The following is a 24,460-nucleotide window of genomic DNA, read 5'->3' on the forward strand; positions in this document are numbered from 1 at the left end:
ACCGACCGGCCGCGCCTCTGCGCGGCCGGTCGGCGCTCACGCAGCCCAGCCCTGAGCTTCCGCGGTGGTCAGCCTCCGACCTGCTGTACTACCGGCTGAGGAAGCACGAGCACGCCGTCGATGCGGCGCGGGATGGCTTCGTACCCGTCATGGAGTTCCGCGGGCAGCGCGGACTGCGGCGCATTCTGCCAGGCCAGGGGTCGAAGGAACCTTCGCACGGCCGTAACACCTACGGAGGTGTGCTGGGAGTTGGTGGAGGGCCACGGGCCGCCATGGTGCTGCGCCCAGGTCACCCGGACGCCTGTCGGGTACCCGTTGAAGACGATCCGGCCGGCACTCGCCTCCAGCGTCGGCGTGAGCTGGGCGATGATGGCCTCCTCGTCGTCCTCGGCGTGCAGGGTCGCGGTCAGGGACCTGGGGATCCGGCCGAATGCTTCGCGGACCTCGTCGAGGCCGGAATAGCGGGCGACGACGATCAGTGGGCCGAAGCACTCCTCGGTCAGCTGCTCCGTCAGGGCTGACGCCGTGGTCTCGAGGAGGGCGGGAGCGACGGCGAACCCCTGGGCCGGGAGCTCACCGGACGCGTCCTCGCCGTGCTCGGGCCCGGACCCGCCGGCGATCCGGACCGCACCGGCTTCGATCAGGCGCTCCGAGATCGAGTCGAAGGAGCTGCGAATGCGGTTGTTCAACAGCACCTGCGAGCCGGCTTTCGCGGTGAGCTCCTGAAGGGAGTCCACCAGCACCTGACCGGCCGCGCTGTCGGGGAGAAAGGCGATACCGGGCTTGGTGCAGAGCTGGCCGGCGGAGCCCGTGAACGAGCCGAAAAGACCGGAGGCGATGTCCGTCCCGCGGGCGCTCGCCGCTCCTTCGGTCACGATGAGGGGATTGACGCTCGAGAGCTCCCCGAAGAACGGGATGGGATCCGGTCTCGTGTTGATGGCGCGCTGCAGGGCCTCCGCGGCGAAGAGCGAACCCGTGAAACTGGCCGCCTTGATGTCCGGGTGGACGACCAGCCCGAGCCCCGCCTCCTGGCCGAAAACGGCATTGAACGTCCCGTCGGGGGCATCGACGGCGCGCGCGGCCTCCTGCAGCACCTCGAGTGAGAGCTGCGAGGTCAGCAGGTGGGACCCGTGCGCCTTGATCACCACGGCGGAACCGGCGGCGATGGCCGACGCGGTGTCTCCGCCCAGGACCGAGAACGCGAACGGGAAGTTGCTCGAGCCGAACACGGCGACCGGCCCTATCGACACGAGCATGCGCCGCACGTCCGGGGCCGGGCCCAGGGGCGTCTCGGCGGCGGAGTCGATCATCGCCTCGAGGTAGCTGCCCTCCCGTACGGCCTCGGCGAACAGCCGGAACTGGAACGCGGAACGGCTGACCTCGCCGTTGAGGCGGACGGCCCCGAGGCCGGTTTCGGAGTCGGCGACGGCGACGAGGCGCTCACGGGCGTTCTCCACGGAGACAGCCATCGCCTCGAGCAGGGTCGCCCGGAACTCGCGGCCGCGGAGCTGCAGCTCTGCCGCCGCTGCTGCGGCTCGGCGTGCCGCACCATCGACTCCTCCGGCCGGCGTCGGTTCGAGTGCGGTGGCAGCGCTGGCACCGGTGCAGGGGTTGGTGGTCATCAACATGGCAGGGTCCTTCGGGTCGGAAACGGCGCGGGAGTGGGCAGGCCGGCGTCAGGCGCTGTCGCGCGCGACGACCGAGAAACCGAGATCGATCCTCGAGGTGGCGACGGCCTGGTCCGTCATCCGGGCGAGCAGCAGTCTGCCCGCCGTGGTGCCGATCTCGCGGTTGGGCACGGAAACGGTCGTGAGGGTGGGCAGGAGGTGCCGGGCGATCTCGAAGTCCCCGAACCCCGTGACGGCGATGTCCCCGGGAACGTCGATGCCCCGCCGGGCACATTCGAGGAGCGCCCCGGCAGCGAAGACATCGCTCGCGAACATCAGCACGTCGGTCTCGGGGTGCGTCGACAGCGTCTCGTCGAGCAGCCGGCGTCCCGTGTCGAAGTCGACTTTCCCCGTGCCCGAATCGACGACCCGCACCGGCTCCCCCGGGTACAGGTCCCGCACCGCATCCTCGAAGCTCGCGCGCCGGGCGACGGCGCGGAAGTCACCGCTCTGGAACGATCCCGCGAAGGTGGGGTGCGAATAGCCCCGCTCGGCGGCGAACTCGACGACGGCCCGGAGGGCGTCGCTGTTCGAGAAACCGACGAGTCCGTCGATGGGATCGTCGGTGAGGTCCCACGCCTCGACGACGGGGACCTGCGCTTCGCGGAGGAGGGTCTCGGTCAGCTTCGAGTGATGGGTTCCGACGATGAAGATCCCGTCGGGACGGCGGCCCAGGAAGGCTCGAACGAGTTCCTCCTCATGGGCGGGCCGGTAATCGGTGGAGCCGATGAACAACTGGTAGCCGGCAGGGGCGAGGATCTCGTCGAGGCCGTGCAGCGCGTCCGCGAACACGGAGGCCGAGATGGCCGGGATGATGGCCGCGACGGTCATGCTCCGGTTGGACGCCAGGTTGCTCGCCGCGAGGTTGGGTACGTACCCCGTGGCCTCGATGGACCGCCGGACCCGCTCAAGCGTGAACTTCGACACCAGCTCCGGTGAGCGGATCGAGCGTGACACGGTCTGCGGCGACACCCCGGCGTGCTGCGCGACATCCGTCAGCGTCACCGTGTTGGTCGAGCGCCGCGTCTGCCGGGAACCAAGCAGCCCGGCGGTTCCGCCGTCGGCCTCGTCCTCCGCTGCGTCTGTCCGCGGTCCGACCGGGAGGGCGGCGCCCCCGCGGCTCACAGCAGGTTCCGGCTCGCGAGGTTCCGCATCAGGGAGCCGATCCCGAACTCCCACGGTTCGCACCTCTCGCTCTCCTCGACGTAATTGACAAGACTACCCAGCTCGCGGGAGGAGATCCTAACAACGTCGCCCCGCTTGTGCGTGAACCCGCGGTCCTCGACGTCGCGGTCCACGATCGGCGCGAACATCGTGCCGAGCATCAGGACGGCACCGTCGGGATACTGGTGCTGGGGCCCCGTGAGCTGCGTGACGAGATCGACCGGATCGCGGCTGATCTGGGCCATGTCGGAGGCCGCCTCGAGGTGAAAGCCGTCACGGCCGTCGATCGCCAGGCCCACCCGCATCCGCCGGACGACGTCCAGGTCGAAGGTGTCGTCGAACAACCGGATGAAGGGACCCAGCGCGCAGGATGCGTTGTTGTCCTTCGCCTTGGGCAGGAGGAGCGCCGAGCGTCCCTCCACATCCCGGAGATTGACGTCGTTGCCGAGCGTGGCACCCACGATGCGCCCCGTCGAGTCGACGATCAGTGCCACCTCGGGTTCCGGATTGTTCCACTGGGAGGTGGAGAGCACTCCGACCTGCGCTGTCGTGCCCACGGCCGACAGGGTGGGGCCTTTGGTGAAGATCTCCGCGTCGGGCCCGATGCCGACCTCGAGGTACTGGCTCCAGAGACCTTCGTCCACGAGGTAGCTCTTGAGGGCGAGCGCCTCGGGAGAGCCGGGGCGGACGTCGCGCAGGTCGGTGCCGATCTCGGCCAGGATGCTCTCGCGCATCCTGGCCGCCGCTTCGATGTCCCCGCGAACGCGCTCCTCGATGACGCGTTCGATCATCGACACAGCGAAGGTGACACCGGCCGCGCGAAGGGTCTGCAGGTCGACGGGGGCGAGGAGCCGGGGGACCAGGGGATCCTGCATGCCCGGGAGGGTGTTGCTGTAGATGTCGGGAAAGGCCCCGATCCGTGCTCCTGCGCAGGCCCGGGCGGCGGCTGCCGGGTCGGGGGCCTCGCAGAGTTCGCTCACGGTCGGGAACGCTGCGCTCAGGTCGAAGACCCCGTCCTCGAGGAGGAGGACGGGGGAGGGCCCGCCGGCCGAGGGGTCCCAGACGCGACCGATGAGCGTCCCTGCGTAGCCGTCGGCCGGGAGCGCCTGGGCGCCGTCGCCGAACAGGTCCGTGGCGGGTGCCGGTGTGGGTATGGAGGCGGTGTCAGAAAGGCTCATGCGATGTCCGTTGTTCGATGCCGGAGTTGTGCAGGTGGGGGAGGGCAGGCAGCGGCTCACCGCCGCCGGAAGACGCCCTGCCGTTTCTCGCCGAAGGCCGCCCGGCCCTCGGCCGCGTCCTCGGTGGCGAAGGCGACTGTCTGGAGGTCCCGTTCGTAGGCCATCGCCTGGTCCTGCGGCAGGTTGAACGCCGCCCGGAGGGTCGCTTTGGCCATCTCCGCGGCGATCGGGGGGCGTGAGGCGATGATGGCGGCGAGTTCGGCCGCCCGGGGGAGCAGCGCATCGGGTTCGACCACCTCGGACACGAGTCCCCAGGCGAGCGCCTGCTGCGCGCTGATCGCATCGCCCGTCATGAGCATCAGAGCCGTATTGCTCGCGCCGATCGAGTGGGCCAGCAGGCTGCTCACTCCTCCGCCGCCGATCCAGCCGAGCTTGATCTCCGGGGCGGCGAAGGACGCCGTGGTCGAGGCGATGCGGATGTCGCAGGCCAGGGCCGTCTCCAGCCCGCCGCCGAACGCGTAGCCATTCACCGCTGCGATGACAGGTTTCCGCAGGAGGCGAAGTGCGTCGCAGTAATCGGAGCGGTTACGGAAATCCCACGGCGTGGCGTACTTGTCGAGTTGTCGGATGTCCGACCCGGTGCAGAAGGAGCGCTCGCCGGATCCCGTGAGCACGACGGCACGGACCTCGTCGCTGTCGTTGGCCCATTCGGCGGCCAGCACGAGCGCGTCGGACATGCCCTGTGTGACGGAGTTCAGCTTCCGGGGTCGGTTCAGGGTGATGGTGGCGACGGACCCGGAGTGGTCGACGACGATCTCCTCGGTCTCCAGTTCGATGGGGGACAGCATGGTCAGACCCTTTCCGTTGTCAGGGGGCGAGCGCGGGCGAATTCCGCGCGCAGGTGGGTGAGGCCGTTCCTTGCCGTTACGTCTCCGGCGACGACGGCGCGCACGATGGCCGAGGCGCTCGACTGGAAGGCGATGTAACCCGGGAACCGCGGCCGCACCCAGGCCTCCTCGATGGTCGCGAGGGTCGACCGGTAGAAGCCACCCGACGCCTGGTCGACCTCGTCGTCCAGCCAGGCGACCCTGGCGGACGGCTGGCCGTCGCGCAGCGGGATGAAACGCCGCTGCGTCTCCGGCGACATCAGCCAGTCGATGTGGTCGAGGAGCGCGGGACTGATCTCCGCGCGGGCGCTGATCGCCAGTCCCGTCCCCCCGAGCGTGGATCCGCGGCGCCCGCCGGGCACGGCGGACGGTGCGTCCGTGAACCGGAGGGTGGGCGAGGAGTAGTTGACGTACCCGTACACGAGCGGACAGTAGGCGATCTCGTCGGTGTCCGTCATGCGCTGGAGCAGGGCGATGGGGTTCAGGCCGGTGGTGCCGGACGGCGCCCGCGAACCGATTGCCCGCATCCGCTCGAGGACGCCGGCGCCGACGGCATCGGGGACGAATTCGCGAAGGCCGGGTTCCCCGCCGTCGGGCCCGCCCACGGGGGCGCCGTAGGCGGCGCAGAGGGATGCGAAGGTGAGGAAGGCGTGCGGGCCGGCGAGCGACAGCGCGACGGGGACACGCCCCGAGAGGATCTCGACGTCGTCCCAGGTGCTCGGCGGCGCGGCCACGAGCGCGGGCTTGTGCACGGCTACCTGGGTGGCTGCATCCAACGGGAGGGCCCACTGGTGCCCGTCGAGGGAATACGACGCGAAGCACGGCCCGACCGACTGGGCGGACCACCGGTCGATGCGTTCGGGGCCCAGCACCGCGTCGAGGGGGATGAGCGCGTCGTGCTCGAGCGCTTCACCGAGGTGGGGGTGGTCGAGGACGATCAGGTCGTAGTTCCGGGCGAGATCGTCGACGGGGTGGGATTCGAAATGCTCGAGGGAGTGCGCGGACCAGGTCAGGTCGAGTCCTGCAGCGCTCTCCTGGGCCGCGCGGGCGGCGGCCAGGAGCGCGTTCTTCCCTCGCGGGTGGTCCCAGGTGATGCCCCGGTAGGAGTTCACGCCGACGTCCGTTCCGGCGCTGCACTGATGGGTGCCTCGTCGGCCACGATGCCGGCGTCGAGCAGTTCCGCCGCCCGCACCGCCGTGATGCCGAGTTCGGTGAGGATCTCGCGGGTGTGCTCGCCCGCCAGGGGCGCGCCCCGATGGATCCGCGGGGGAGTGGCGGACAGGCGGTACGGGAAGCCGGGCGTCTTCACCAACCCCTCGGTCGGGTGGTCGTATTCGATGAACGTGCCGTTGTGGGCGATCTGCTCGTCGTCGACGAGGTCCTGGTAGTCGTAGACCGGGCCGGCCCAGATGCCGGCGGCGCTGAGGGATTCGAGCCACTCCGCGCTGGTGCGGGTCGCGAGGCGGGTGGCGGTCTTCCGGAAGATCTCGTCACGGTGGGTCCAGCTGTCGGTCTCGGAGTTCATGCCGAGGAAGGACGGCTCGCCGATGACGTCGCCGAGGACGTGGAGATCGGGCATGGCCAGGGCGATGAAGCCGTCGGCGGTCGAGAAGGTGCCGTACGGCGCTCGGATATAGACGTGGGCGTGGGGCTCCGTGCCCCGTGTCTGCGGGACCTTCCCGACGGTGAACACCGACAGCTCCTGCATCTGCAGGGTGGTGATGGCGTCGAGCATGTTGACCGAGACGAGCTGACCCTCACCGGTGCGCTCGCGGTGGAATAGGGCGGCGAGGACTCCCTCGAAGGCGGTGGACGCCGTCACGGCGTCGACGAGGTACTGGCCTGCTGCTGCCGGGGGCTCCCCCTGGATGCCCGATGAGAGCATCGCTCCGCTCATCGCCTGGAGCAGCAGATCCTGTCCGGGTCGGTTGCGGTACGGCCCGTCCTCCCCATAGCCGGAGATGGAGACGTAGATGATCCCCGGGTTGATGGCCCTGATCGTCTCGTAGTCGACGCCCAGCCTGGCGGCGACGCCTGGCCGGTAGTTCTGGAGGAACACGTCGGCGGACTTCACCAGGTCGTAGGTGATTCCCCTGCCCTCCTCGGATTTCAGGTCGACGGCGATGGAGCGCTTGTTCCTGTTGAGCGACAGGAAGGACACATTGATGCGGTTGCCGGTCGCTCCGCCGGCCGCGGCATGGCGCTGCCACTCCCCCGTGGTCGGCTCGACCTTGATCACGTCGGCTCCGAGGTCGCCCAGGCGCTGTGCGGCGAACGGCCCCGCCATCGCTATCGAGCAATCGAGCACCCGGATGCCCGAGAGCACTTCCGGGGCATCGTTGGCGGTTGGGTCACTCATGGTGGGTTCCTCGTTCTCCTCGGCTCGGCATCCGTCGGTGACGGGACGTGGTGTATGTGGGTGGGGTGGGCGCTGCGGATCCGGGCCCTACTCGGGCTGGTCCCCGGCCGCCCGGATGGAACGGCGCACCGTCTCGGTGGCATCGGTGCCGTCGAGGACGCGGATGGTGGTGCGGTACTCGCGCGAATCGCCGTGCTCGAGCCAGATCATGGAGCCGTCGTCCCGGGCTGCGGCGTCCCCGGTCACGTGGTGCGTGGATGGCTCGAGGCCGATGGCGTATTGCCCGCTCCGCAGGTTCTGCCATTCGAAGAAGTGCGGCATTCCTGCCGCCTCCCATGACACCTCGACGCCGAACCTGCTGTCGGCGGTCAGCAGGGCGACCCGGTGGCGGCCTTCCGCGTCGGGCACGAGCTCGTGCTCGAAGACCTGCTCGATGAAGCCCTTCTGCGGCTGCGGCAGCTTCCGGTAGGAGACACCCTGGGCGGCGACGGAGTCGGACGCCCACAGCGTGGAACCGATCGAGGCGAGGAACTCGGTGCCCTCGTCCACCAGCGGCCAGCCGAAGTTCAGGTGGTAGAGGAACATGTGCGGCGTCCGCTCGAAGCCGAGGTTGTCCACCACGTCGTGCAGGCGGATCTCCCGGCCGTCGAAGTCCAGCTCGATGCTGCGCGTCAGGCGCAGGTGCTCGCCGAACGAGGTGGCCTGCACGACTTCCCCCACGACCCTGAGGATCGAGGACCCGTCCCCGCCGACGATCTCGCGCGCCTCGAGCAGGCGGGCCGGGATGGCGGTGAGCCGCCCGTGCAGGCCGTGGGACACCGTCTGCTTGGGCGGATAGGCGTAGCCCGTCGCATCGACCTCCCCTCCGAAGAGGGTGTGGTCGAGGCCCCCGCTCACCAGCAGCCCGTCGAGTGCCCGGAGCCAGGAGAGGCCCCCTTCGTCGTGATGCTCGTGGAGGCCCGGATGCCGGAAGCCGTTACCGGAGCGCCAGCCGAGGGGCATCCCGCGGTACCGTGCCGAGCCCAGGTCGAAGGCGCGGTCCACCAGTACCTCGACCTCCAGGCCCGCTGCGGTGCGCAGGTCGATGGCCCGCACCCCGCGTTCAAGCCCGTTGTCGAGCACCACCTGGCGGATGCCGGCCACGGCCGAGAGGTCACCGGTGCGCTGCAGGAGCTCTGCCCGGGTCAGGTCCGAACCGAAGATGTTCATCGGGGCGTCCTCATTCCATGATCCATCCGCCGTCGACATTGAGAGTCTGCCCCGTGACGAACGACGAGTCGGGGCCGACCAGGAAGGAGATCACCGCTGCGAGTTCCGCGTCGGTACCGCGGCGCTTGAGCGCCTGGTGTGCAAGGACGTGCGCCCCGTATTCCGCCGCGTCGCCCTGGATCTCCTCCGCCTTGGTGGGGAAGGCGCCCGGCGAGACCGCGTTCACCCGGACGCCGGACGGGCCCAGTTCACGAGCCAGGGCGCGTGTCAGCGCCACGGCGGCGCCTTTTGTGGACACGTAACTGGCGAGGTTGGACCAGCCTCCGTGCCAGGTGATGGATCCGACGTTGACGATGGCGCCCGAGCGTCGCTCTACCATCGCCCGCGCGGCGACCTGCGCCGCATAGAAATAGGCGCGCTGGTTGACCGCCACGACGTCGTCGTATTCCGACAGCGGGATGTCGAGGAACGGCGTGCTGGGATAGATCGCGGCGTTGTTCACGAGGGCTTCGACCGGCCCGAACTCCTCGTTCGTCGAGGTGATGGCGATCTCGATCGCGTCGGCCTCGCGGAGGTCCACTTCGAGGATGCGCGTCGGTATCGACAGCGCTTCGAGCTGGGCGGCGGTCTCCTCCAGCTCGGTGCTCTTGCGTCCCACTACCCCGAGGGCGAAGCCGTCCGCACCCAGCCGGAGGGCCGTGGCACGTCCCAGGGCCCCTCCGGCTCCTGTGACCACCGCGACGCGTCGATGCAGCACGCCGTTTCCCGTCATGGTCAGATCCCGTATTTCTTCAGGGTCTCCACGATGAACTGCTTCGCACGGGGAACGTCGGACTCGTCCAGGTGTTCGATGATGAGCGGGGCGTTCGGGTTGCGCTCGGCGAGACGCTGCAGGTAGAGGTCGTAGTTGAGGGAGCCCAGGCCGGCCGCGGGTAGTTCGATGTCTCCCACGCCGCGGAAGGTGTGCGAGGCGAGTGCGTTCTCGTCGCCGATGTCCGCGTGCTTCTCGCTCTTGTCCTCGCCCGCACGCTTGACGTCCTTCGCGTGGGCCACCCGCACCCGGTCGCCGAGGGTGTCGAACACCTCGTTGAGCACCGCGTCCATGTCGTCGATGTTGTTCCCGTCGAAGTAGTTCGTCGGGTCCATCAGGAGCTCGAGGCCGGGTGTGCGGATGTCGTTGAAGACGCGCACGGTCTCCCGGACGGAACCGATGACGTTGTTCACGTAGGTCTCCAGGAGGAAAGTGGCGCCGTGGTCGTAGGCCGTCTGCGCGAGTTCTGTCAGCACGCTTCGCACCTGCTCGTACCCGTCCTCGGTGCGGTTGTGCGGATGGTGGTCCCACTCGCTGTCCGGGTTGAAGGTGCCGGATTCACTGATGACGTAGGGGGTGCCGAACGAGCGTGCGTTCCGGAGGATCTCCTTGAGGTACTCGACGTTCGCCTTCCGGCGCTCGGGGTCGGGGTGGACGATGTTCGTGTAGCCGGAGATGGCGCAGATCGGCAGGTCGTGGTCCCGGAAGGTGTCGCTGACCCTCTTCGCCTTCTCCTTGGTGATCTGGCCGGCGGAGAGGTCGAGGTCCTTGAAGTGCAGGTCGAGCTGCACGGTGTTGAAGCCCAGGTCGCGGATGGTCTTCGCGGTCGTCTCGAGCTCGTAGGGGAAGTACCCGCTGAAAATGCCTACCTGGATCATGGCGTCATTGCTCCTTGCGATCGAAATGGGAGTGGAACCGGAAATGCGGACTGGAAATATGAACTGAAAGGTGAACTGAAGGGGAACCCGGATCGAAGCCGGCGGTGGGAATGCGGTCGGAAGAAAGGCATCCCTGTCGGGGAGTCAGAGATCGAACTCGCTGAGAAGCACGGGCCGGTGCTCGGCGATGGACCGATAGCCCGCTTCGATGAGGGCCATCGTCCGGACGTTGTCGGCGACCGAGAGCTCGGGTGGGGTGGCCGTGTCCACGGCGTACTGCACCTGCTCCATGACGCCGATGAAGGCGTGGGGGAACCAGTGGGTGTCCCAGGTCGGCGTCACCCACTGTCCACCGGTGGTGAGGGCGGAGGCGTAGGTGAGTGTGGAGGGCTTCCCTGTCGGCCAGCCGATGGTGCCCTGGGCGACGCCGCGGGTCCCCTCGACCCGCCATTTGATGTAGATGTCGGAGTCGAAGCCCTCTTCCCGGGGTCCGCTCCAGACATCCTCCATCGACACGGCGAGTACATTGTTCGGGAATCGCAGCGTGGACACCACGATGCCGTCCTCGTGGTCGAAGGTGGTGCGGGGATCCTCGCGGGCGACCGTCATGATCTCGGTGGGCTCCCCCAAGAGGAAGCGCAGCGCGTCCAGGTGGTGCACGCTCATGTTCGCGAGGGTCAGGCGATCGTAACCCTCGAGGAAGCCCTGCCAGTGCGGGATGGCCCGCATCTCGATGGTGGCGAGAACCGGAGCGCCGAGGTCGCCCCGGTCAAGGAGCTGGCGGAGTACCCGGATGGACTGGTCGTACCGCATGTTCTGGTTGACTGAGAGGATTTTCCCGGCAGCGGCGGCCTCGTCGCGGAGGGCGATCGCCTCGCCGAGCTCGAGTGCCAGGGGTTTCTGGGCGAGGATCGCCCGGATGTGCGGGGCCCCGAGGGCCCGGCGGATGAGGGCGGGCTGCAGGTCGGGTGGGTACGCGATGTCGAGGATCTGCACTGATTCGTCGTCGATGAGGTCCTCAGGAGTGGGGTGGACCGTCGCGATGCCGTAACGCTCGGCGACCTCCCGTGCCTTCGTCTCGGTGCGCGAGGCGAGAGCGACGACGGGAAAGCCGGCCTGGCGGTAGGCCTCGAGGTGCACGTCCGCCATGATCATGCCGGCCCCGATGCAGCCGATCCGGTAGTCGCGGCATCGTATCCCGACATCGGGGGATAGCTCGGATTGTTCTGCCGCCGTGGTTGTGCTGGTCACGTGAACTCCAATCGCGTCGTTGCGAATGACTTGTCTCCGGCTTGGGGGAGGGGGAGAAGCCCGATTTCCTCACCCTACCAAAAATTTATGATAGCGCTACTGGCAGCGCTATCATTCGTACGGTAGTGTCCCTGACTACATCCGTCAACCAGCATCCCGGCACGCATCCTCTGCACTGGGAAAGGGTGTTGGCACTGTGAACGGCCGGATTTCAAAGGAGAAATCATGAGTAGATTCCAGCGTCCCTCTCTGCCGAAGGCAGTTGTCGTGAGCGCGACAGCCTCCGTCGTCGTCCTGCTCGCAGGGTGCGCGAGCGCACCCGCCACTTCCGGCGATGCCCCTGCCGGGGGTGAGGACGAGAAATTCACGATCGGCTTCGAACAGCCCCTGGGCGGGCAGGCCTGGCGGGAGATGGGACTGGCTTCGCTCCAGGCTCTCGCCAACTCGCCCGAGTACAAGGACAAGGTCGAGCTCAAGATCGTCCGCACCAACGACAACGACGCCGCGCAGCAGAACGCCGCCATGCAGAACCTCATCGCCGACGGCGTGGACCTGATCCTCTTCGACCCGGCGTCCTCGAGTGGCGCGGACGCGGCCATCACCCAGGCATCGACCCAGGGCATCCCGGTGATCGCCAACGGTGGCCCCTACGACAGCGAGGACGTGTACGTCGTCTCCACGGACTGGGCCAACGCCGGGACCACCGGAGCGGAGTGGCTGCTGAAGAACCTCGGGGAGAACAAGAACGTCGCAGTGCTCGAGGGCCTTGCGGGCGTTCCCCTCAACGAGGGCTCGATGCCCGGCGTCACCGAAGCGCTGGAGAAGGGTGGTGCCACCATCGTCGCCCAGGACACCAACGGCTGGAACGAGGCGACCGCGCAGGAGGCCATGTCGAACATCCTCCGCTCCAACCCGGATGTCGGCGGCGTCTACTCCTTCCTGACCGGAGGCCAGGGCGTGCCTGAGGCGTTCGCCTCGGCCGGCCTGCCGTTCGTCCCGGTCGTCGGCGGATCCGGTTACAACGGGGAGGCCTGTGCGCTGGTCAAGTACGACGGCGAAGGCCTCACCGGAGACATGGTCTTCGGACAGCCCGCCATCTACGCGAAAGGCCTCGAGCAGGCCGTGAAGCTCCTCGAAGGCGAGGAGATCGAGAAGCAGCAGTATTTCCCGCCTCTGGAGATCACCAACAACAACGCCAAGGATTACTGCCTCGATGACAAGCCGAGCAATTTCCAGCTCGGCTACGACTTCCCGGGCCTCGACCTCCCGCTCGAGGACGTCATGAAGTACTACTCGGGATCCTAGGAGATGACTGATGCACGAGTGGGCGCCGCTGCTCCAGCGGCGCCCGGACATCCTGACATGCCGGACGGCCCCAGGTCGCCGGTGGAGGCGCTCCTCGTCGCGACCGACCTCATCAAGAGCTACGGGCCGGTGCAGGCGGTGCAGGGCGTGAGCTTCCAGTGCAACCGCGGTGAGGTGCTGGCGCTAGTCGGCGAGAACGGTGCCGGCAAGAGCACCGTGGCGAAGATGCTCGCCGGTGCCGTGACTCCGACCTCGGGCAGCATCGCCGTCGGTGGCCAGCCCCTTGCATCCGGCAGCGTCCGGCAATCCAGGCAGTCCGGGGTGCGCTGTGCCTTCCAGGAACTCGCCCTGGTGCCCGACTGGACCGTTGCCGAGAATCTCAGCCTTCCCGACGGCGCTCCCTATCGCGGGTTCTCGCAGAAGAAGTCGGTCATCGCGGCCGCTGAACTACTGGAGGCCTTCGACCTGCCGCACATCGACCCGCGGGCGACGGTGGGAACCCTGGCGCTGGCGGACCGGCAGCTGGTGGAGATCGCCCGGGCACTGGCGGGTCGGCCGAAACTGCTGATCCTCGACGAGGCGTCATCCGCCCTGACCCCGCCGGGAGTCGCCTGGCTCTTCCAGCGCATTCGGGAGCTCACGGCCGAGGGCGGCAGCGTCATCTATGTCTCGCACCGCCTGGGTGAGATCGCCGAGATCGCCGACCGTGGAGCAGTCCTCCGTGACGGGAAGGTTGCCGGGGAGTTCATCCGGGGCAGCTGGACGGACAATCAGCTCATCTCACTGATGGCAGGACGCGAGGCCGCACGGTTCTTCCCCGACCCGCCGGCACGCACGACGGACGCGACCGCGCTGTCGGTGACCAACCTACGGTCCGAGGGGGTGCACGGCATTGACCTCTCCCTGGGAGCCGGCGAGATCCTCGGGATCGGCGGCCTGCAGGGCCACGGGCAGGCAGAATTGCTGCGGGCCCTGTTCGGAGCCACCCCGGCCTCCGCCGGCTCCTGGACGGTCGCCGGTCGCACTGTTTCGGGCACGACGCCGGTGCGGTCGGTGCGGCACGGCGTCGGCTACGTCCCGGAGGACCGGAAGCGCGAGGGCCTGGCACTGGAGATGAGCGTCGGGGAGAACCTCCTGGTTCCCTGGTTCAAGGCCTACCAGCTCGGCGGGCGCCCACGGCTCAGCCGGGAGCGGGGATGGATCGATGGCATCCTCGGCGCACTGTCGGTCCATACCCGCGGCCCGAATGAGCTCTCCGGCGCCCTGTCGGGCGGCAACCAGCAGAAGCTCGTCTTCGGCCGATGGATGAACCGGTCCCGGACCGTCATCCTGCTGCACGATCCGACCCGCGGGATCGATGTGCGGGCGAAGCAGGAACTGTACGAGGCGATCGTGGACCTGGCGAAGCAGGGCGTGGGCATCTTATGGTTCTCGACCGAAGTGGAGGAACTCGTGCACGTATGCCATCGGGTCGTCGTGCTGTACCAGGGCACCGTCATCGATGAACTGACGGGCGCGCGCCTGACCGGGGACGCCGTCGTCGGAGCCTCCATGGGGCTGAGGGCAGCCGCATGAGTGTCGCCGCGCCCGCACGGCTGCCGCGGTCCGCCGGTATCACTCGGCTCCGCCGCGAGGGGGCGATCGCACCGATCACCGCATTCGCCGTGTTCTTCCTCGTCTACGTCATCATTAACCCGGAGCTCCTCACCCGGTTCCAGCTGCAGACCGCCTCGAACCTCGTGGTGCCCCTGGCGCTGGTCGCCCTGGGACAGCTCCTCGTCGTGCTCGTCGGCGGCATCGACATCTCCATCGGCGCCATCATGAGCCTCTGCAATGTCGTGTTCGCGACGCAGCTCGAGAACGTTCCGGTACCTCTGGCCATCGCCCTGGCGATCGGTGTCGGGCTGGCCTGCGGGCTGTTCAACGGGCTTCTGGTCGCCTACGGGGGCCTGCCGGCCATCGCCGTGACGCTGGCGAGCGCATTCATCTTCGGTTCGCTCGCCCGTGAAGTGCTCGACCGGCCAGGGGGAGGAATCACCAAGGCCATCTACCTCGCCACGAGCGGTGAACTGCTGCCCTACCTCCCCGTCTCACTGGTCTGGCTGTCCGTCGTCGCGGTGCTCCTGTGGCTCCTGCTGCAGCGCAGCGCCCTCGGCCGGCACATCTACGGTGTCGGATCCAACATGGAGAGCGTGAGGGCGGCCGGCCTCGACGCGCGGCTCACGAAGCTGCTCGCCTTCGGCCTCGCCGGCATGGTGACGTCCCTCGGAGCCATGATGCTCGCCGCCTCCACGGTCACGGGGGACCCCCGGAGTGGGGACGCATACCTCCTGAGCTCGATCGCCGCCGTCGCGCTCGCCGGTGCCGCCTTCACCGGCGGTCGGGGCAGCATCATCGGCACGGTCCTCGCCGCCTGCACGCTCGGGCTGATCGGCAATCTCCTCTTCTTCGCCGGCGTCAACTCCTACTGGCAGTACGTCATCAGCGCCCTCATCATCTTCACCGTCGTCGGCCTGCCGGTCGTCTGGGGCAAAGTCGCATTCGCCGTGAAGGGACGTCGACCATGACCAGCAGCGCCGTACCCGCCAGCCAGTCACCGGCCGGGGAGCCGCGCGGGAAGCCGCTGGGGTGGTCGTCCGCCCGGCGGGTCGGATCCCGCGTTCCCCGCAGCATCTGGCCCCTGATCGCCTTCCTGGTGCTGTTCGTGATCGGCGGCCTCATCCGGCCGAACCTCATCACGGTCGACTCACTCATCGGGACGGCGACGTTCGCGATCATCCTCTCGATCGCATCGTTCGGGCAGACGATCGCCGTCATCCAGGCCGGTATCGATCTGTCGGTGCCGAACACGATCGCCTTCTCCGCCCTCACGTTCCTCGGGCTCGTCGGCCCGTTCGGAGCCGTCGGCGCGTTCGCGGCGGCACTCGTGACGGGTGCGGTGATCGGTTTCCTCAACGGGGTGGTCATCTCGAAACTCGGGCTCACCCCGATCGTCACGACCATCGCCATGAACGGCTTGCTGTTCGGCGTCATACTCCTGGTGTTCAACTTCTCCGAACTCACCGCGATTCCGGGATTCATCCTCGCCATCACGTCCGCGAAGATCTCGGTGCTCGGCCTGGAGACCGCCGCGGTGCTTCCGCTCGGACTGGTGCTCATGGCGGTTCTGCAACTGGTGTTGAGCTTCACCGGGTGGGGGCGTTCGCTCTTCGTCGTGGGCTCGGCCGCCGAGGCCGCACGGCTCGGGGGGCTTCCCGTGGACCGCATCCGGATCGGAGGCTATGTGCTCAGCGGCGTCCTTGCGGCCTTCACGGGTGTTGTGATCGTGGGCTACTACCAGCAGGCATCCGCCACGATGGGGGCGAGCTACCTGCTCTCCTCGGTCGCGGCCGTCGTCGTCGGCGGCGCGTCCATCTTCGGCGGACGCGGATCGGTGGTCGGAACGGTTGGTGGCGCGCTGGTGCTCGCCCAGGTCTCCACGCTCGTGGCCGTGCTGAACCTGGGGGCCAATATCCAGCAGCTCATCTACGGGGTCATCATCCTGCTCGTCATCTCCCTGTACGGCCGGCGGGCGAACAACTGACCTGCGGGCGCTGGTCGGCCTCCGCGGTTCGGGAGGCCTCAGGTCCCGCAGTACGTCGTGTACGAGCCGAAGTCGTCCGGTGCTCCCGCAGCGTAGCGCTCCAGGCCGGGTCGCTCGTCGAAGGGTGCGCGGACGACGCCGACGAGCCGGTCCAGCGGTTCGAGGTCGCCTGCCGTCGCGGCTGCGAGCGCCTCCTCGACGAGGTGGTTCCTCGGGATGTACACGGGGTTGACGCGGTCCATGGCGTCGGCATCGGGGGCCAGCGGCAGCCAGCGGGCCGCCCAGGCATCGAAGGCGGCGACGTCGAGCACCTTGTCACGAGCCGGCCGCGCGTTCCCGCGGATTACGGAGCTGAGGCCTCGGAAGAAGGACGTGTAGTCGACGTGGTTCTCCTGCAGGAGGGTGAGCACGTCGTCGGCGAGGGGCGACGCCACGTCGTCGGCGGTGTCCTCCGGCAGTCCCAGCTTGGCCTTCATCCCGGTGAGCCACGCGCCGCTGTACCGGGGGCGGAAGGTCTCGAGCACGCCGACGGCGAGTGCGACCGCCTGCTCCTGGTCGTCGTGGAGAAGCGGCAGCAGGGTCTCCGCGAGGCGTGCGAGGTTCCACTCCGCGATGAGTGGCTGGTTGGCATAGGCGTAGCGTCCGCCGTGGTCGATGGAGCTGTAGACGCTGGAGTAGTCGAAGACGTCCATGAAGGCGCAGGGTCCGTAGTCGATGGTCTCGCCCGAGATGGTCATGTTGTCGGTGTTCATCACCCCGTGGATGAACCCCACGAGCATCCATTGCGCCACGAGCGAGGCCTGCGCTGACACGACCGACTCGAACAGGGCGAGGTAGGGGCGCTCGGCGGCCGCGGCCTCGGGGTAGTGCCGGCTGATGGCGTGGTCGGCGAGGCGCCTGAGGAGGTCCTGGTTGCCGGTGGCCGCCGCGTACTGGAAGCTGCCCACGCGCAGGTGGCTGCTCGCGACGCGCGTCAGGACGGCGCCGGGCAGCATCGTCTCGCGGCGCACGGCGCGCCCGGTCGCGACGACGGCGAGGGAGCGCGTCGTCGGTATCCCGAGTGCCTGCATGGCCTCGCTGAGGATGTACTCGCGGAGCATTGGCCCGACGACGGCGAGCCCGTCACCGCCGCGTGCGAAGGGCGTGCGGCCCGAGCCCTTGAGGTGGATGTCGCGCAGGCGCCCCTCGGTGTCGGTGATCTCGCCGAGGAGGAGCGCGCGCCCGTCGCCGAGCCTCGGGTTGAAGCTCCCGAACTGGTGCCCGGAGTAGGCCTGGGCCACCGGCGTCGCACCGTCCGGCACCGAGGTGCCGATGAGCAGGGCGAGGCCCTCAGGGGACCGGAGGAACCCGGGATCGACGCCGAGTTCCGCGGCGAGCTGGTCGTTGAGGGCGAGCAGCTGCGGCTCGGGAGCCTCGTCCGCCTGCCACGCGACCGCCATCTCCGGCAGTTCCCGTGCGAAGCGACCGTCGAAAGTGACCCTGGAATCTGTAGGCACGCTCATCTCTCCACCGTACGCCCGGCGGCTGCGGCATTGGCACGGCCCGGGCCGTGCATGACGCGCTTGCGCAATGCCTGGTTGGCCGACTCGCGGCGGTCACCCTACGATGGCCGACATCAGGCGCCACCTTCCGGCTGGCACGGGTGGTCCAGGGATAAGGGTCAATGGTGAACGGCGATGACGCGGCACGACTGGCGGAGAGGGTGCTGCAGGAGGCGGCAGGTGCGCGCGTCATCTGGGACTTCGACGGCGTCGTCGGGCATACCGAACCGCTGCACGAGGCGAGCTACCGGGACCTGGCGGAACGCCGGAGCTACCGTTTCGGCCCTGGTTTCTTCGGCGACCTCGTGGGGCACACCGAGCAGTGGATCTGGGAGCGTGTGATCTCCGAAGGATTCCCTGCCGCGGAGGAGGACATCGCCGCGCTCCACAGGGAACGCGGCGAAGTCGTCGCCGTCTCGGCCCTGGAGGGCCTCGCGCCGTCCTGGCTCGCCGCCCGCCTCATGCCGGCGCTGGCGGAGGTCGCCGCCGAGCAGGTGGTGGTCTCCAACGGCGACCCGGACCTCATCGCGGCGCTGCTCGGGAAGTGGGGCCTCGACCCGTTCGTGCGCGTGGCACGCCGCGACGCCGGCCGCGACAAGGAAGCTCTGTTCCGTGAGCTGTGCGTGCCCCCGTGCGTGGTGCTGGAGGACAGCGACGCCTACCTCGCGCTGGGCAGGGAGCTCGGCGCCTTCACGGTGGGGGTCCGGCACTCGCACAACCCCCGCGCCGCACTGGATGGAGACCTCACCACCCACCTCTGAACCGTCCGCTGCCGAGAACTGGCTCCGCTCCTGACCGGCGCGGACATCGCGGCCTCGTAACCGGACAGGGCGGGCTGATCACACCAGGCTGGTCAGCCCGCCCTGCGCGGCCACGGCACGCTCCGCGAAGGCGGAGAACCGGCGCGTCGCGGGCGAGAGATAGCCGTGCTTCCGCTGCACGAGGGCGATGGTGTCGTAGAGGGGCTCGGCGAACGGGAAACTCCTGACGTCGTCGTCGCGCCGCAGGGACTCGAGGATGCCGCTGGCCATGAAGGAATCGCCGGCTCCCGCAGCTACGAGGCTGTAGGCCGTCTCGGCGTGTTCCACCTCCATGTCCGCCTCGATGGACAGGCCCGCGAGGTTCGCCCGGTCCAGCAGCTGGCGGCGCGTGGGATCCTTCCAGCCGGCATGGGCGTCGTAAAGGACGAGTTTCGCGGCGGCCAGTTCCTGGATGCTCACCGGTCCCGCGTCCGCGGGGCGGGTGGACGAGATGAAGCACACCTCGTCCCGCGCGAGCTGCCGGACCTCGAGGTTCTCGCTGTCCACCGGCAGTACGACCAGGCCGCACTCGATCTCCCCGCTCGCCACCGACGCGGCGACGACGTGGGAGTTCAGCCCGATCATGCGCACCCGTACCTCCGGGTGCTGCTGGTGGAACTGCACCACGAGGTCCGCGAGGTCGTAGTTGGCGGCGTACCGGAGCACGCCGAAGGTCGACACCCCGCCGCTGAGCGTCTGCAGGGCCCGCACGGCCTCGACGCCGCGCCGGGCCGAGTTGACGCAGTCGAGGGCGTGGGCATGGAGCTCCTCCGCCGCGGGGGCGGGGGACAGGCCCCTGGACGTGCGGGTGAACAGGGGGGAGCCCAGTTCCTGCTCCAGCCGCGAGATCAGCTCGGACGCGGACGCCTGGCTGATGCCGAGCTCCTTCGCGGCAGCGCTCAGCGATCGGCAGCTGTAGGCGGCGAGGAAGGCCCGGAGCTGGTTCAGCGTCATAGGGCAAACCTATATCTTCTGTCGGGAAAGGGTGGGTTCCCCTATGCTGCGTCCGGTCCTAGGCTTCCCCCATGGAACTGAATGCCCAGTACGCCTCCTTCATCGGGGGGTCCTACGAATGCCTGAAGAGTGCCGAGATCGGCGGCGTGCCGGCGCAGCGGCTGCCGAAGGTCGTCGAGACGGTGTCGGAGATGCTGTCGACCATCGAGAAGGGCGGGCGCGACGCCGTCGCCGAGTACTCCCGGGTCCTCGACGGCTGGGCGGGCGGCGACGTCGAGCTGGACTCCGACTCCCTCCGGAGGACCGGCGACGCGCTGACGCCGGAACTGCGCGCGGCTCTCGAGGCCGGGGCGGAACGGACCCGGAAATTCGCCGGACTCCAGCTCCGGCACCTGCAGGACTTCGAGGCCGAAGTGATGCCCGGGGTGGTGGTGGGCCACCGGTACATCCCGGTCCAGCGAGTCGGGGCCTACCTGCCGGCCGGACGGTTCCCCATCCTCGCGAGCGCGTTCATGACCGTCGGTGTCGCGAAGACGGCGGGCGTGCCCACGGTGATCGCCTGCTCGCCACCCACCTCGCCGACCGCGGGCAACCCGGCGGTGTTCTACTCCGCCTACCTCTCCGGCGTCGACCGGGCGTTCGTCGTCGGAGGCGTCCAGGCCCTGGCCGCCATGGCCTTCGGGCTGCTGGGGGAACAACCGATGGACATGCTCGTGGGCGCCGGCAACGCCTACGTCACGGAGGCGAAGCGGCAGCTCTTCGGCCGGGTCGGCATGGATCTGCTTGCCGGGCCGTCGGAGGTCGCCGTGATCGCCGACGACACGGCCGACCCCGTTCTCGTCGCCGCGGACCTGCTCGGGCAGGCCGAGCACGGCCCGCAGTCGCCCGCCGCGCTCGTCACGACGTCGCGGGACCTCGCCGTCGCGGTGATCGCCGAGGTGGACCGCCAGCTCGTGGACCTCAGCACCCGCGACATCGCCGGCGCGGCCTGGCGGGACTACGGGACCGTGTACCTCGCGGAGGACAACGCGACCGCCGTCGAACTGATGGACGTGCTCGCGCCCGAGCACCTGGAGGTCATCACCGCCGACGACGACTACTTCCAGAAGAACCTCACCAACTACGGGTCGCTCTTCCTGGGGCCCTGGTCCACGGTCGCGTACTCCGACAAGGGCATCACCGGGACCAACCACGTGCTGCCCACCGGCGGCGGGGCGCGCTCGTCGGCCGGCCTGTCCGTCGCCCGGTTCCTGAAACCCCTCACCTTCCAGCGCATCGACCGCTCGGCGACCATGCAGCTGGCCCCCCTCGTGTCCGAGATCTCCGCCTACGAGGCGATGGAGGCGCACCAGCGGACGGCCGACCTCCGCATCACCCGATTCGAGAACCATTCAGCATCGACCAAGGAGCAACCATGAACAGCAGGCGCGCATTCACGTCCTTCGCAGCCGGTGCACTGGGGATCGCACTGACACTGACCGCGTGCGGCGGAGGGGACTCCGGCGGCAGCGAGGGCGGAGGGGGCGACGGTGAGGCGATCGAGAAGATCACCATCGCCACCTCCAACGATGCTCCCTTCTCCTTCACCGACGACGCCGGCGACCTGCAGGGTATCGACGGCGAGATGATCAACTGGATCGCGGACAAGAAGGGCTGGGAGGTGGAGGTCTTCGTGTCCGAATTCGCCACCCTGATCCCCGCCATCAAGGCGGGCAAGGCCGACGCCGTCGTGGACGCCATGTACATCACGGACGTCCGCAAGGAGGAGGTCAACTTCACGGACACCTGGTACCAGCAGGGTGAGGGCATGGTGGTCCCGGGAGACTCGACCATGACCAGCCGCGACGACGCGAAGGGCACCGTGATCGGCGTCCAGACCGGCACCACCTTCATCGAGCTGGCGGAGTCCCTGGAGCCCAAGGAGATCAAGTACTTCGATTCGCAGGCGGCACTGCTGAAGGCCGTGGAGAACAAGCAGGTCGACGTCGTCTTCACCGACGCGGCCGTCGTCGCGTACAGCCTCGTGCAGAACCCGAACGACGCCATCAAGATCGTGGACCCGTACGAGCCCTACTTCCCCGGCCTGATCGGTGCGGCAGTGCCGAAGGAGAACACGCAACTGCTCGACGAACTGAACTCCGGCCTCGCGGAGCTGAAGGCCTCTCCCGACTACATGGAGATCCTCACCAAGTACGGGCTGACCGAGAGCAACGCCGTCGACTGACCGTTCCTTCCCCGTTGTTCCTGCGCTGAAAGGAAGGTCCGGCCATCGATTTCATCACAAGCACGCTCAGCTACTTCCCCCGGCTGCTGGCGGCAGCGCCGATCGTCATCCAGCTCGCCCTGGGAGCGATGGCACTGGCCCTCGTCCTCGGCATGCTGCTGGCCCTCGCGAGGATCTCCAAGTCGAGGGTCCTGCGCGGGATAGCCCTGGTCTACGTCGAGGTCATGAGGGGGACACCCCTCCTCGTGCAGCTGGTCTACATCTTCTTCGTCCTGCCAGCCATCGGGGTGAACATCGATCCGGTGCCCGCGGGCATCCTGGGTCTGGGCCTGAACTACGCGGCCTACCTGTCGGAAGTGTTCCGCTCGGCCATCCTCGCGGTCGAGGCGGGCCAGACGGAAGCGGCACTGTCGCTCGGCTATACGCCGGGCAGGGCCCTCTGGAAGGTCGTCCTGCCGCAGTCCTTCATCGTGTCGCTGGGGCCGATCGGCAACTACTTCATCGCGATGGTGAAGGACACGGCCCTGACCTCGGTCATCGCCGTGACCGAGATCCTGAAGACGGCGAACGTCATCAACGCGCAGACGTTCGAGACGACGCAGGTCTACACGGCGGCCGCACTGCTGTACCTGCTGATCAGCCTCCCGTTGTCCCGCATCGTGAGTGCCCTGGAGAAGAGAGCGAGGGTCCATGTCTGACGAAGTGATCGTGAGTGCCCGGGACGTCCATAAGACGTTCGTGGTGACCAAGACCCCGAGCCTGCTGCAGCGACTCCGCGGACAGCGGCGGGAGGTCAACCGGATCGAGGTCCTCAAGGGCGTCGACCTGGATGTCCACAAGGGGGAGACGGTCGTCATCCTCGGCTCCAGCGGATCCGGCAAGAGCACCCTGCTGCGCTGCATGAACAAGCTCGAGACGATCGACGACGGCCGGATCCTGGTCAACGGGCACCTCGTGGGCTACGAGGAGCGCGGCGGGAAGCTCGTGGACGAGAAGGCCTCCATCACGGCGAAGAAGCGGACCGACCTCGGCATGGTCTTCCAGCAGTTCAACCTCTTCCTGAACAAGACCGCCCTGGGCAACGTCATGGCGCCCCTGCAGGACGTCAAGAAGATGTCCCGGGAGGAGGCGCAGCAGCACGCCCTCGAGAACCTGAAGAGGGTCGGGCTGCTGGACCGGAAGGACAACTATCCGTCGAGGCTGTCCGGCGGGCAGAAGCAGCGTGTCGCGATTGCCCGGGCCCTCGCCATGGATCCGAGCGTCATGCTGTTCGACGAGCCCACGTCGGCGCTGGATCCGGAGCTGGTGGAGGAAGTCCTCGCGGTGATCAAGTCCATTGCCGCCCAGGGCACCACCATGGTGATCGTCACGCACGAGATGCAGTTCGCCCGCGACATCGCGGACATCATCGTGGTCATGGACCAGGGCGTCATCGTCGAGAAGGGGACGCCGGACGAGGTCTTCTTCCGGCCCAAGCACCCGAAGACGTACGCGCTGCTTCGGCGGTCGGGCCTGACCGTCGAGCCTCCGGGCACGGTGTAGCCCGACCCCGACCCCGCCCCCGGGCGCCTCGGCGCGCTCTGGTCGGCATAGGTCGGCCAGAGTAAAGTAATAAGCCACCTGATGTTTCGGGTGCAGAGGCGAGATCGAAGGAGATCATCATGGGCATCAGCAACATGGTCAAGAACGCGGCGGGCCGCTACCTCGGCAGGTCCGGGACCGGCACCACGTCGGCAACCGGACGCACCAGGGCCGGCGGCATGAACACACGGGGGCGGACCACCGGAACGCCGGCATCAGGCTCGGGCGGCGTCGGCAAGATGCTGCGCGGCCTCCTCAACCGGCGGTGACGGCGCGGCCCGGGTCCTGCCTTTCGGGGAATAGGACCCGGGCCCGACACGGTTGCATCAGGCATGCAGATTGAGATTTGGTCCGATGTGAAGTGCCCGTGGTGCTTCGTGGGCAAGCGCCGTTTCGAGAAGGCCCTCGCGGACTTCCCCCACCGGGACAGTGTCGAGGTGACCTGGAAGAGCTACCAGCTCGACCCGGGTCTGCCCGACCACTACGACGGCACCGAGCAGCAGTACCTCGCCGAGCGCAAGGGCATCGCCCCCGAGCAGGTCCGGGAGATGTGGCAGCACCTCGGCCAGCAGGCCGCAGGCGAGGGCCTGAACTTCGACTTCGACCGCATCGTCGTGGGCAACAGCTTCACGGCACACCGCTTCCTGCACCTCGCGAAATCCCACGGCCGGGGCTACGCCGCCAAGGAAGCCGTCATGTCCGCCCACTTCGAGCAGGGACTGGACACGTCCGACGTCGACGTCCTGGTCTCCCTCGGAGCGGGCATCGGTCTGGACGAGGACGAGGTCCGCGAGACCGTGGGCGGTGACCGCTTCGCCGACGACGTCCGGCGCGACATCGACGAGGCACGGACCCTCGGCGTGCAGGGCGTCCCGTTCTTCGTGGTCGACCGCAAGTACGGGATCTCCGGCGCCCAGCCGACCGAGCTGTTCCGGCAGGCCCTCGACCAGGCATGGCAGGAGTCCCACCCCTTGGTGTCGCTCACCCCCTCCGCCGACGGTCCGGCCTGCGGTCCCGAGGGCTGCTAGGCCTCGGCCCGTGAACGGCACCCCTGGGCAGTAGGCCCTG

22 protein-coding genes and 2 pseudogenes are annotated in these 24,460 nt (G+C 68.4%); 12 read left to right on the forward strand and 12 right to left on the reverse strand.

What is annotated here, in order from left to right; genetic code table 11:
• Window positions 1–68: 68 nt before the first annotated feature.
• The 10 genes from ACX80J_RS07185 to ACX80J_RS07230 form a co-directional block, all read right to left on the reverse strand.
• Window positions 69–1,628 carry an aldehyde dehydrogenase family protein gene (locus ACX80J_RS07185; protein WP_459347290.1) on the reverse strand — a complete coding sequence of 520 codons (1,560 nt, stop codon included), beginning with the start codon at window positions 1,626–1,628 and terminating at the stop codon, window positions 69–71.
• A 48-nt stretch (window positions 1,629–1,676) separates the two neighbouring features.
• The gene (locus ACX80J_RS07190) at window positions 1,677–2,792 is read right to left on the reverse strand and encodes a LacI family DNA-binding transcriptional regulator (protein ID WP_459347291.1); all 1,116 of its coding nucleotides are present in this window, start codon (window positions 2,790–2,792) and stop codon (window positions 1,677–1,679) included.
• Complete coding sequence (locus tag ACX80J_RS07195; RefSeq protein ID WP_459347292.1) at window positions 2,789–4,009, reverse strand: fumarylacetoacetate hydrolase family protein; 1,221 nt, start codon at window positions 4,007–4,009, stop codon at window positions 2,789–2,791. Before ACX80J_RS07195 ends, ACX80J_RS07190 begins: the two co-directional genes overlap by 4 nt.
• A 56-nt stretch (window positions 4,010–4,065) precedes the next feature.
• Window positions 4,066–4,857 carry an enoyl-CoA hydratase/isomerase family protein gene (locus ACX80J_RS07200; RefSeq protein WP_459347293.1) on the reverse strand — a complete coding sequence of 264 codons (792 nt, stop codon included), beginning with the start codon at window positions 4,855–4,857 and terminating at the stop codon, window positions 4,066–4,068.
• Window positions 4,858–4,859: 2 nt separating this feature from the next.
• Complete coding sequence (locus ACX80J_RS07205; protein WP_459347294.1) at window positions 4,860–6,008, reverse strand: extracellular solute-binding protein; 1,149 nt, start codon at window positions 6,006–6,008, stop codon at window positions 4,860–4,862.
• Entirely contained in the window at window positions 6,005–7,255 is a 1,251-nt protein-coding gene (locus ACX80J_RS07210) for a CaiB/BaiF CoA transferase family protein (RefSeq protein ID WP_459347295.1), read from the reverse strand. Before ACX80J_RS07210 ends, ACX80J_RS07205 begins: the two co-directional genes overlap by 4 nt.
• 87 nt (window positions 7,256–7,342) lie before the next feature.
• Window positions 7,343–8,464: an aldose 1-epimerase family protein gene (locus ACX80J_RS07215; protein WP_459347296.1), complete on the reverse strand. Its 1,122-nt coding sequence runs from the start codon at window positions 8,462–8,464 to the stop codon at window positions 7,343–7,345.
• 10 nt (window positions 8,465–8,474) lie between these two features.
• Complete coding sequence (locus tag ACX80J_RS07220; RefSeq protein ID WP_459347297.1) at window positions 8,475–9,236, reverse strand: SDR family NAD(P)-dependent oxidoreductase; 762 nt, start codon at window positions 9,234–9,236, stop codon at window positions 8,475–8,477.
• Between the two features lie 2 nt (window positions 9,237–9,238).
• The gene (locus ACX80J_RS07225; protein ID WP_459347298.1) at window positions 9,239–10,153 is read right to left on the reverse strand and encodes a sugar phosphate isomerase/epimerase family protein; all 915 of its coding nucleotides are present in this window, start codon (window positions 10,151–10,153) and stop codon (window positions 9,239–9,241) included.
• 144 nt (window positions 10,154–10,297) lie between these two features.
• The gene (locus ACX80J_RS07230; RefSeq protein WP_459347299.1) at window positions 10,298–11,404 is read right to left on the reverse strand and encodes a Gfo/Idh/MocA family protein; all 1,107 of its coding nucleotides are present in this window, start codon (window positions 11,402–11,404) and stop codon (window positions 10,298–10,300) included.
• A gap of 225 nt (window positions 11,405–11,629) precedes the next feature.
• Here ACX80J_RS07230 and ACX80J_RS07235 point away from each other — a divergent pair, with 225 nt between their 5' ends.
• The 5 genes and pseudogenes from ACX80J_RS07235 (at window position 11,630) to ACX80J_RS07255 (ending at window position 16,292) form a co-directional block, all read left to right on the forward strand.
• Window positions 11,630–12,709 (forward strand): ABC transporter substrate-binding protein, encoded by a 1,080-nt coding sequence (locus ACX80J_RS07235; RefSeq protein ID WP_459347300.1) that lies wholly within the window; start codon window positions 11,630–11,632, stop codon window positions 12,707–12,709.
• A 57-nt stretch (window positions 12,710–12,766) separates the two neighbouring features.
• A pseudogene (locus tag ACX80J_RS07240) lies at window positions 12,767–13,282 on the forward strand (ATP-binding cassette domain-containing protein); the annotation flags it as partial.
• Between the two features lie 324 nt (window positions 13,283–13,606).
• Window positions 13,607–14,284, forward strand: a pseudogene (locus tag ACX80J_RS07245) (ATP-binding cassette domain-containing protein); the annotation flags it as partial.
• Window positions 14,281–15,276, forward strand: a complete 996-nt coding sequence (locus tag ACX80J_RS07250; RefSeq protein ID WP_459347301.1) for an ABC transporter permease — start codon at window positions 14,281–14,283, stop codon at window positions 15,274–15,276. The pseudogene ACX80J_RS07245 and the gene ACX80J_RS07250, both read left to right, overlap by 4 nt.
• On the forward strand, window positions 15,273–16,292 hold the full coding sequence (locus tag ACX80J_RS07255) for an ABC transporter permease (protein WP_459347302.1): 1,020 nt from the start codon (window positions 15,273–15,275) through the stop codon (window positions 16,290–16,292). Before ACX80J_RS07250 ends, ACX80J_RS07255 begins: the two co-directional genes overlap by 4 nt.
• Window positions 16,293–16,330: 38 nt before the next feature.
• On the opposite strand, the gene ACX80J_RS07260 is transcribed toward ACX80J_RS07255, so the two are convergent.
• Window positions 16,331–17,794 (reverse strand): protein adenylyltransferase SelO, encoded by a 1,464-nt coding sequence (locus ACX80J_RS07260; RefSeq protein WP_459347303.1) that lies wholly within the window; start codon window positions 17,792–17,794, stop codon window positions 16,331–16,333.
• Between the two features lie 161 nt (window positions 17,795–17,955).
• On the opposite strand from ACX80J_RS07260, the gene ACX80J_RS07265 reads away from it, so the two are divergent.
• Window positions 17,956–18,594, forward strand: coding sequence for an HAD family hydrolase (locus ACX80J_RS07265; protein WP_459347304.1), 639 nt, complete (start codon window positions 17,956–17,958; stop codon window positions 18,592–18,594).
• 78 nt (window positions 18,595–18,672) lie between these two features.
• On the opposite strand, the gene ACX80J_RS07270 is transcribed toward ACX80J_RS07265, so the two are convergent.
• On the reverse strand, window positions 18,673–19,587 hold the full coding sequence (locus ACX80J_RS07270) for a LysR family transcriptional regulator (RefSeq protein WP_459346109.1): 915 nt from the start codon (window positions 19,585–19,587) through the stop codon (window positions 18,673–18,675).
• 71 nt (window positions 19,588–19,658) lie between these two features.
• Here ACX80J_RS07270 and hisD point away from each other — a divergent pair, with 71 nt between their 5' ends.
• The 6 genes from hisD to ACX80J_RS07300 all read left to right on the forward strand — a co-directional run bounded on the left by hisD (window position 19,659) and on the right by ACX80J_RS07300 (window position 24,420).
• A complete protein-coding gene (gene hisD, locus ACX80J_RS07275) occupies window positions 19,659–21,005 on the forward strand; it encodes a histidinol dehydrogenase (RefSeq protein ID WP_459347305.1) in 1,347 nt (448 codons plus the stop codon).
• On the forward strand, window positions 21,002–21,811 hold the full coding sequence (locus ACX80J_RS07280) for an ABC transporter substrate-binding protein (protein WP_459346111.1): 810 nt from the start codon (window positions 21,002–21,004) through the stop codon (window positions 21,809–21,811). Before hisD ends, ACX80J_RS07280 begins: the two co-directional genes overlap by 4 nt.
• Before the next feature lie 86 nt (window positions 21,812–21,897).
• Entirely contained in the window at window positions 21,898–22,509 is a 612-nt protein-coding gene (locus ACX80J_RS07285; RefSeq protein ID WP_459346169.1) for an amino acid ABC transporter permease, read from the forward strand.
• Entirely contained in the window at window positions 22,502–23,353 is an 852-nt protein-coding gene (locus ACX80J_RS07290) for an amino acid ABC transporter ATP-binding protein (RefSeq protein ID WP_459346112.1), read from the forward strand. Before ACX80J_RS07285 ends, ACX80J_RS07290 begins: the two co-directional genes overlap by 8 nt.
• Window positions 23,354–23,472: 119 nt before the next feature.
• Window positions 23,473–23,661: a hypothetical protein gene (locus ACX80J_RS07295; RefSeq protein WP_301224153.1), complete on the forward strand. Its 189-nt coding sequence runs from the start codon at window positions 23,473–23,475 to the stop codon at window positions 23,659–23,661.
• A gap of 63 nt (window positions 23,662–23,724) precedes the next feature.
• Entirely contained in the window at window positions 23,725–24,420 is a 696-nt protein-coding gene (locus ACX80J_RS07300) for a DsbA family oxidoreductase (protein WP_459347306.1), read from the forward strand.
• Window positions 24,421–24,460: the final 40 nt, after the last annotated feature.

This window comes from Arthrobacter rhamnosi, from assembly GCF_054510975.1.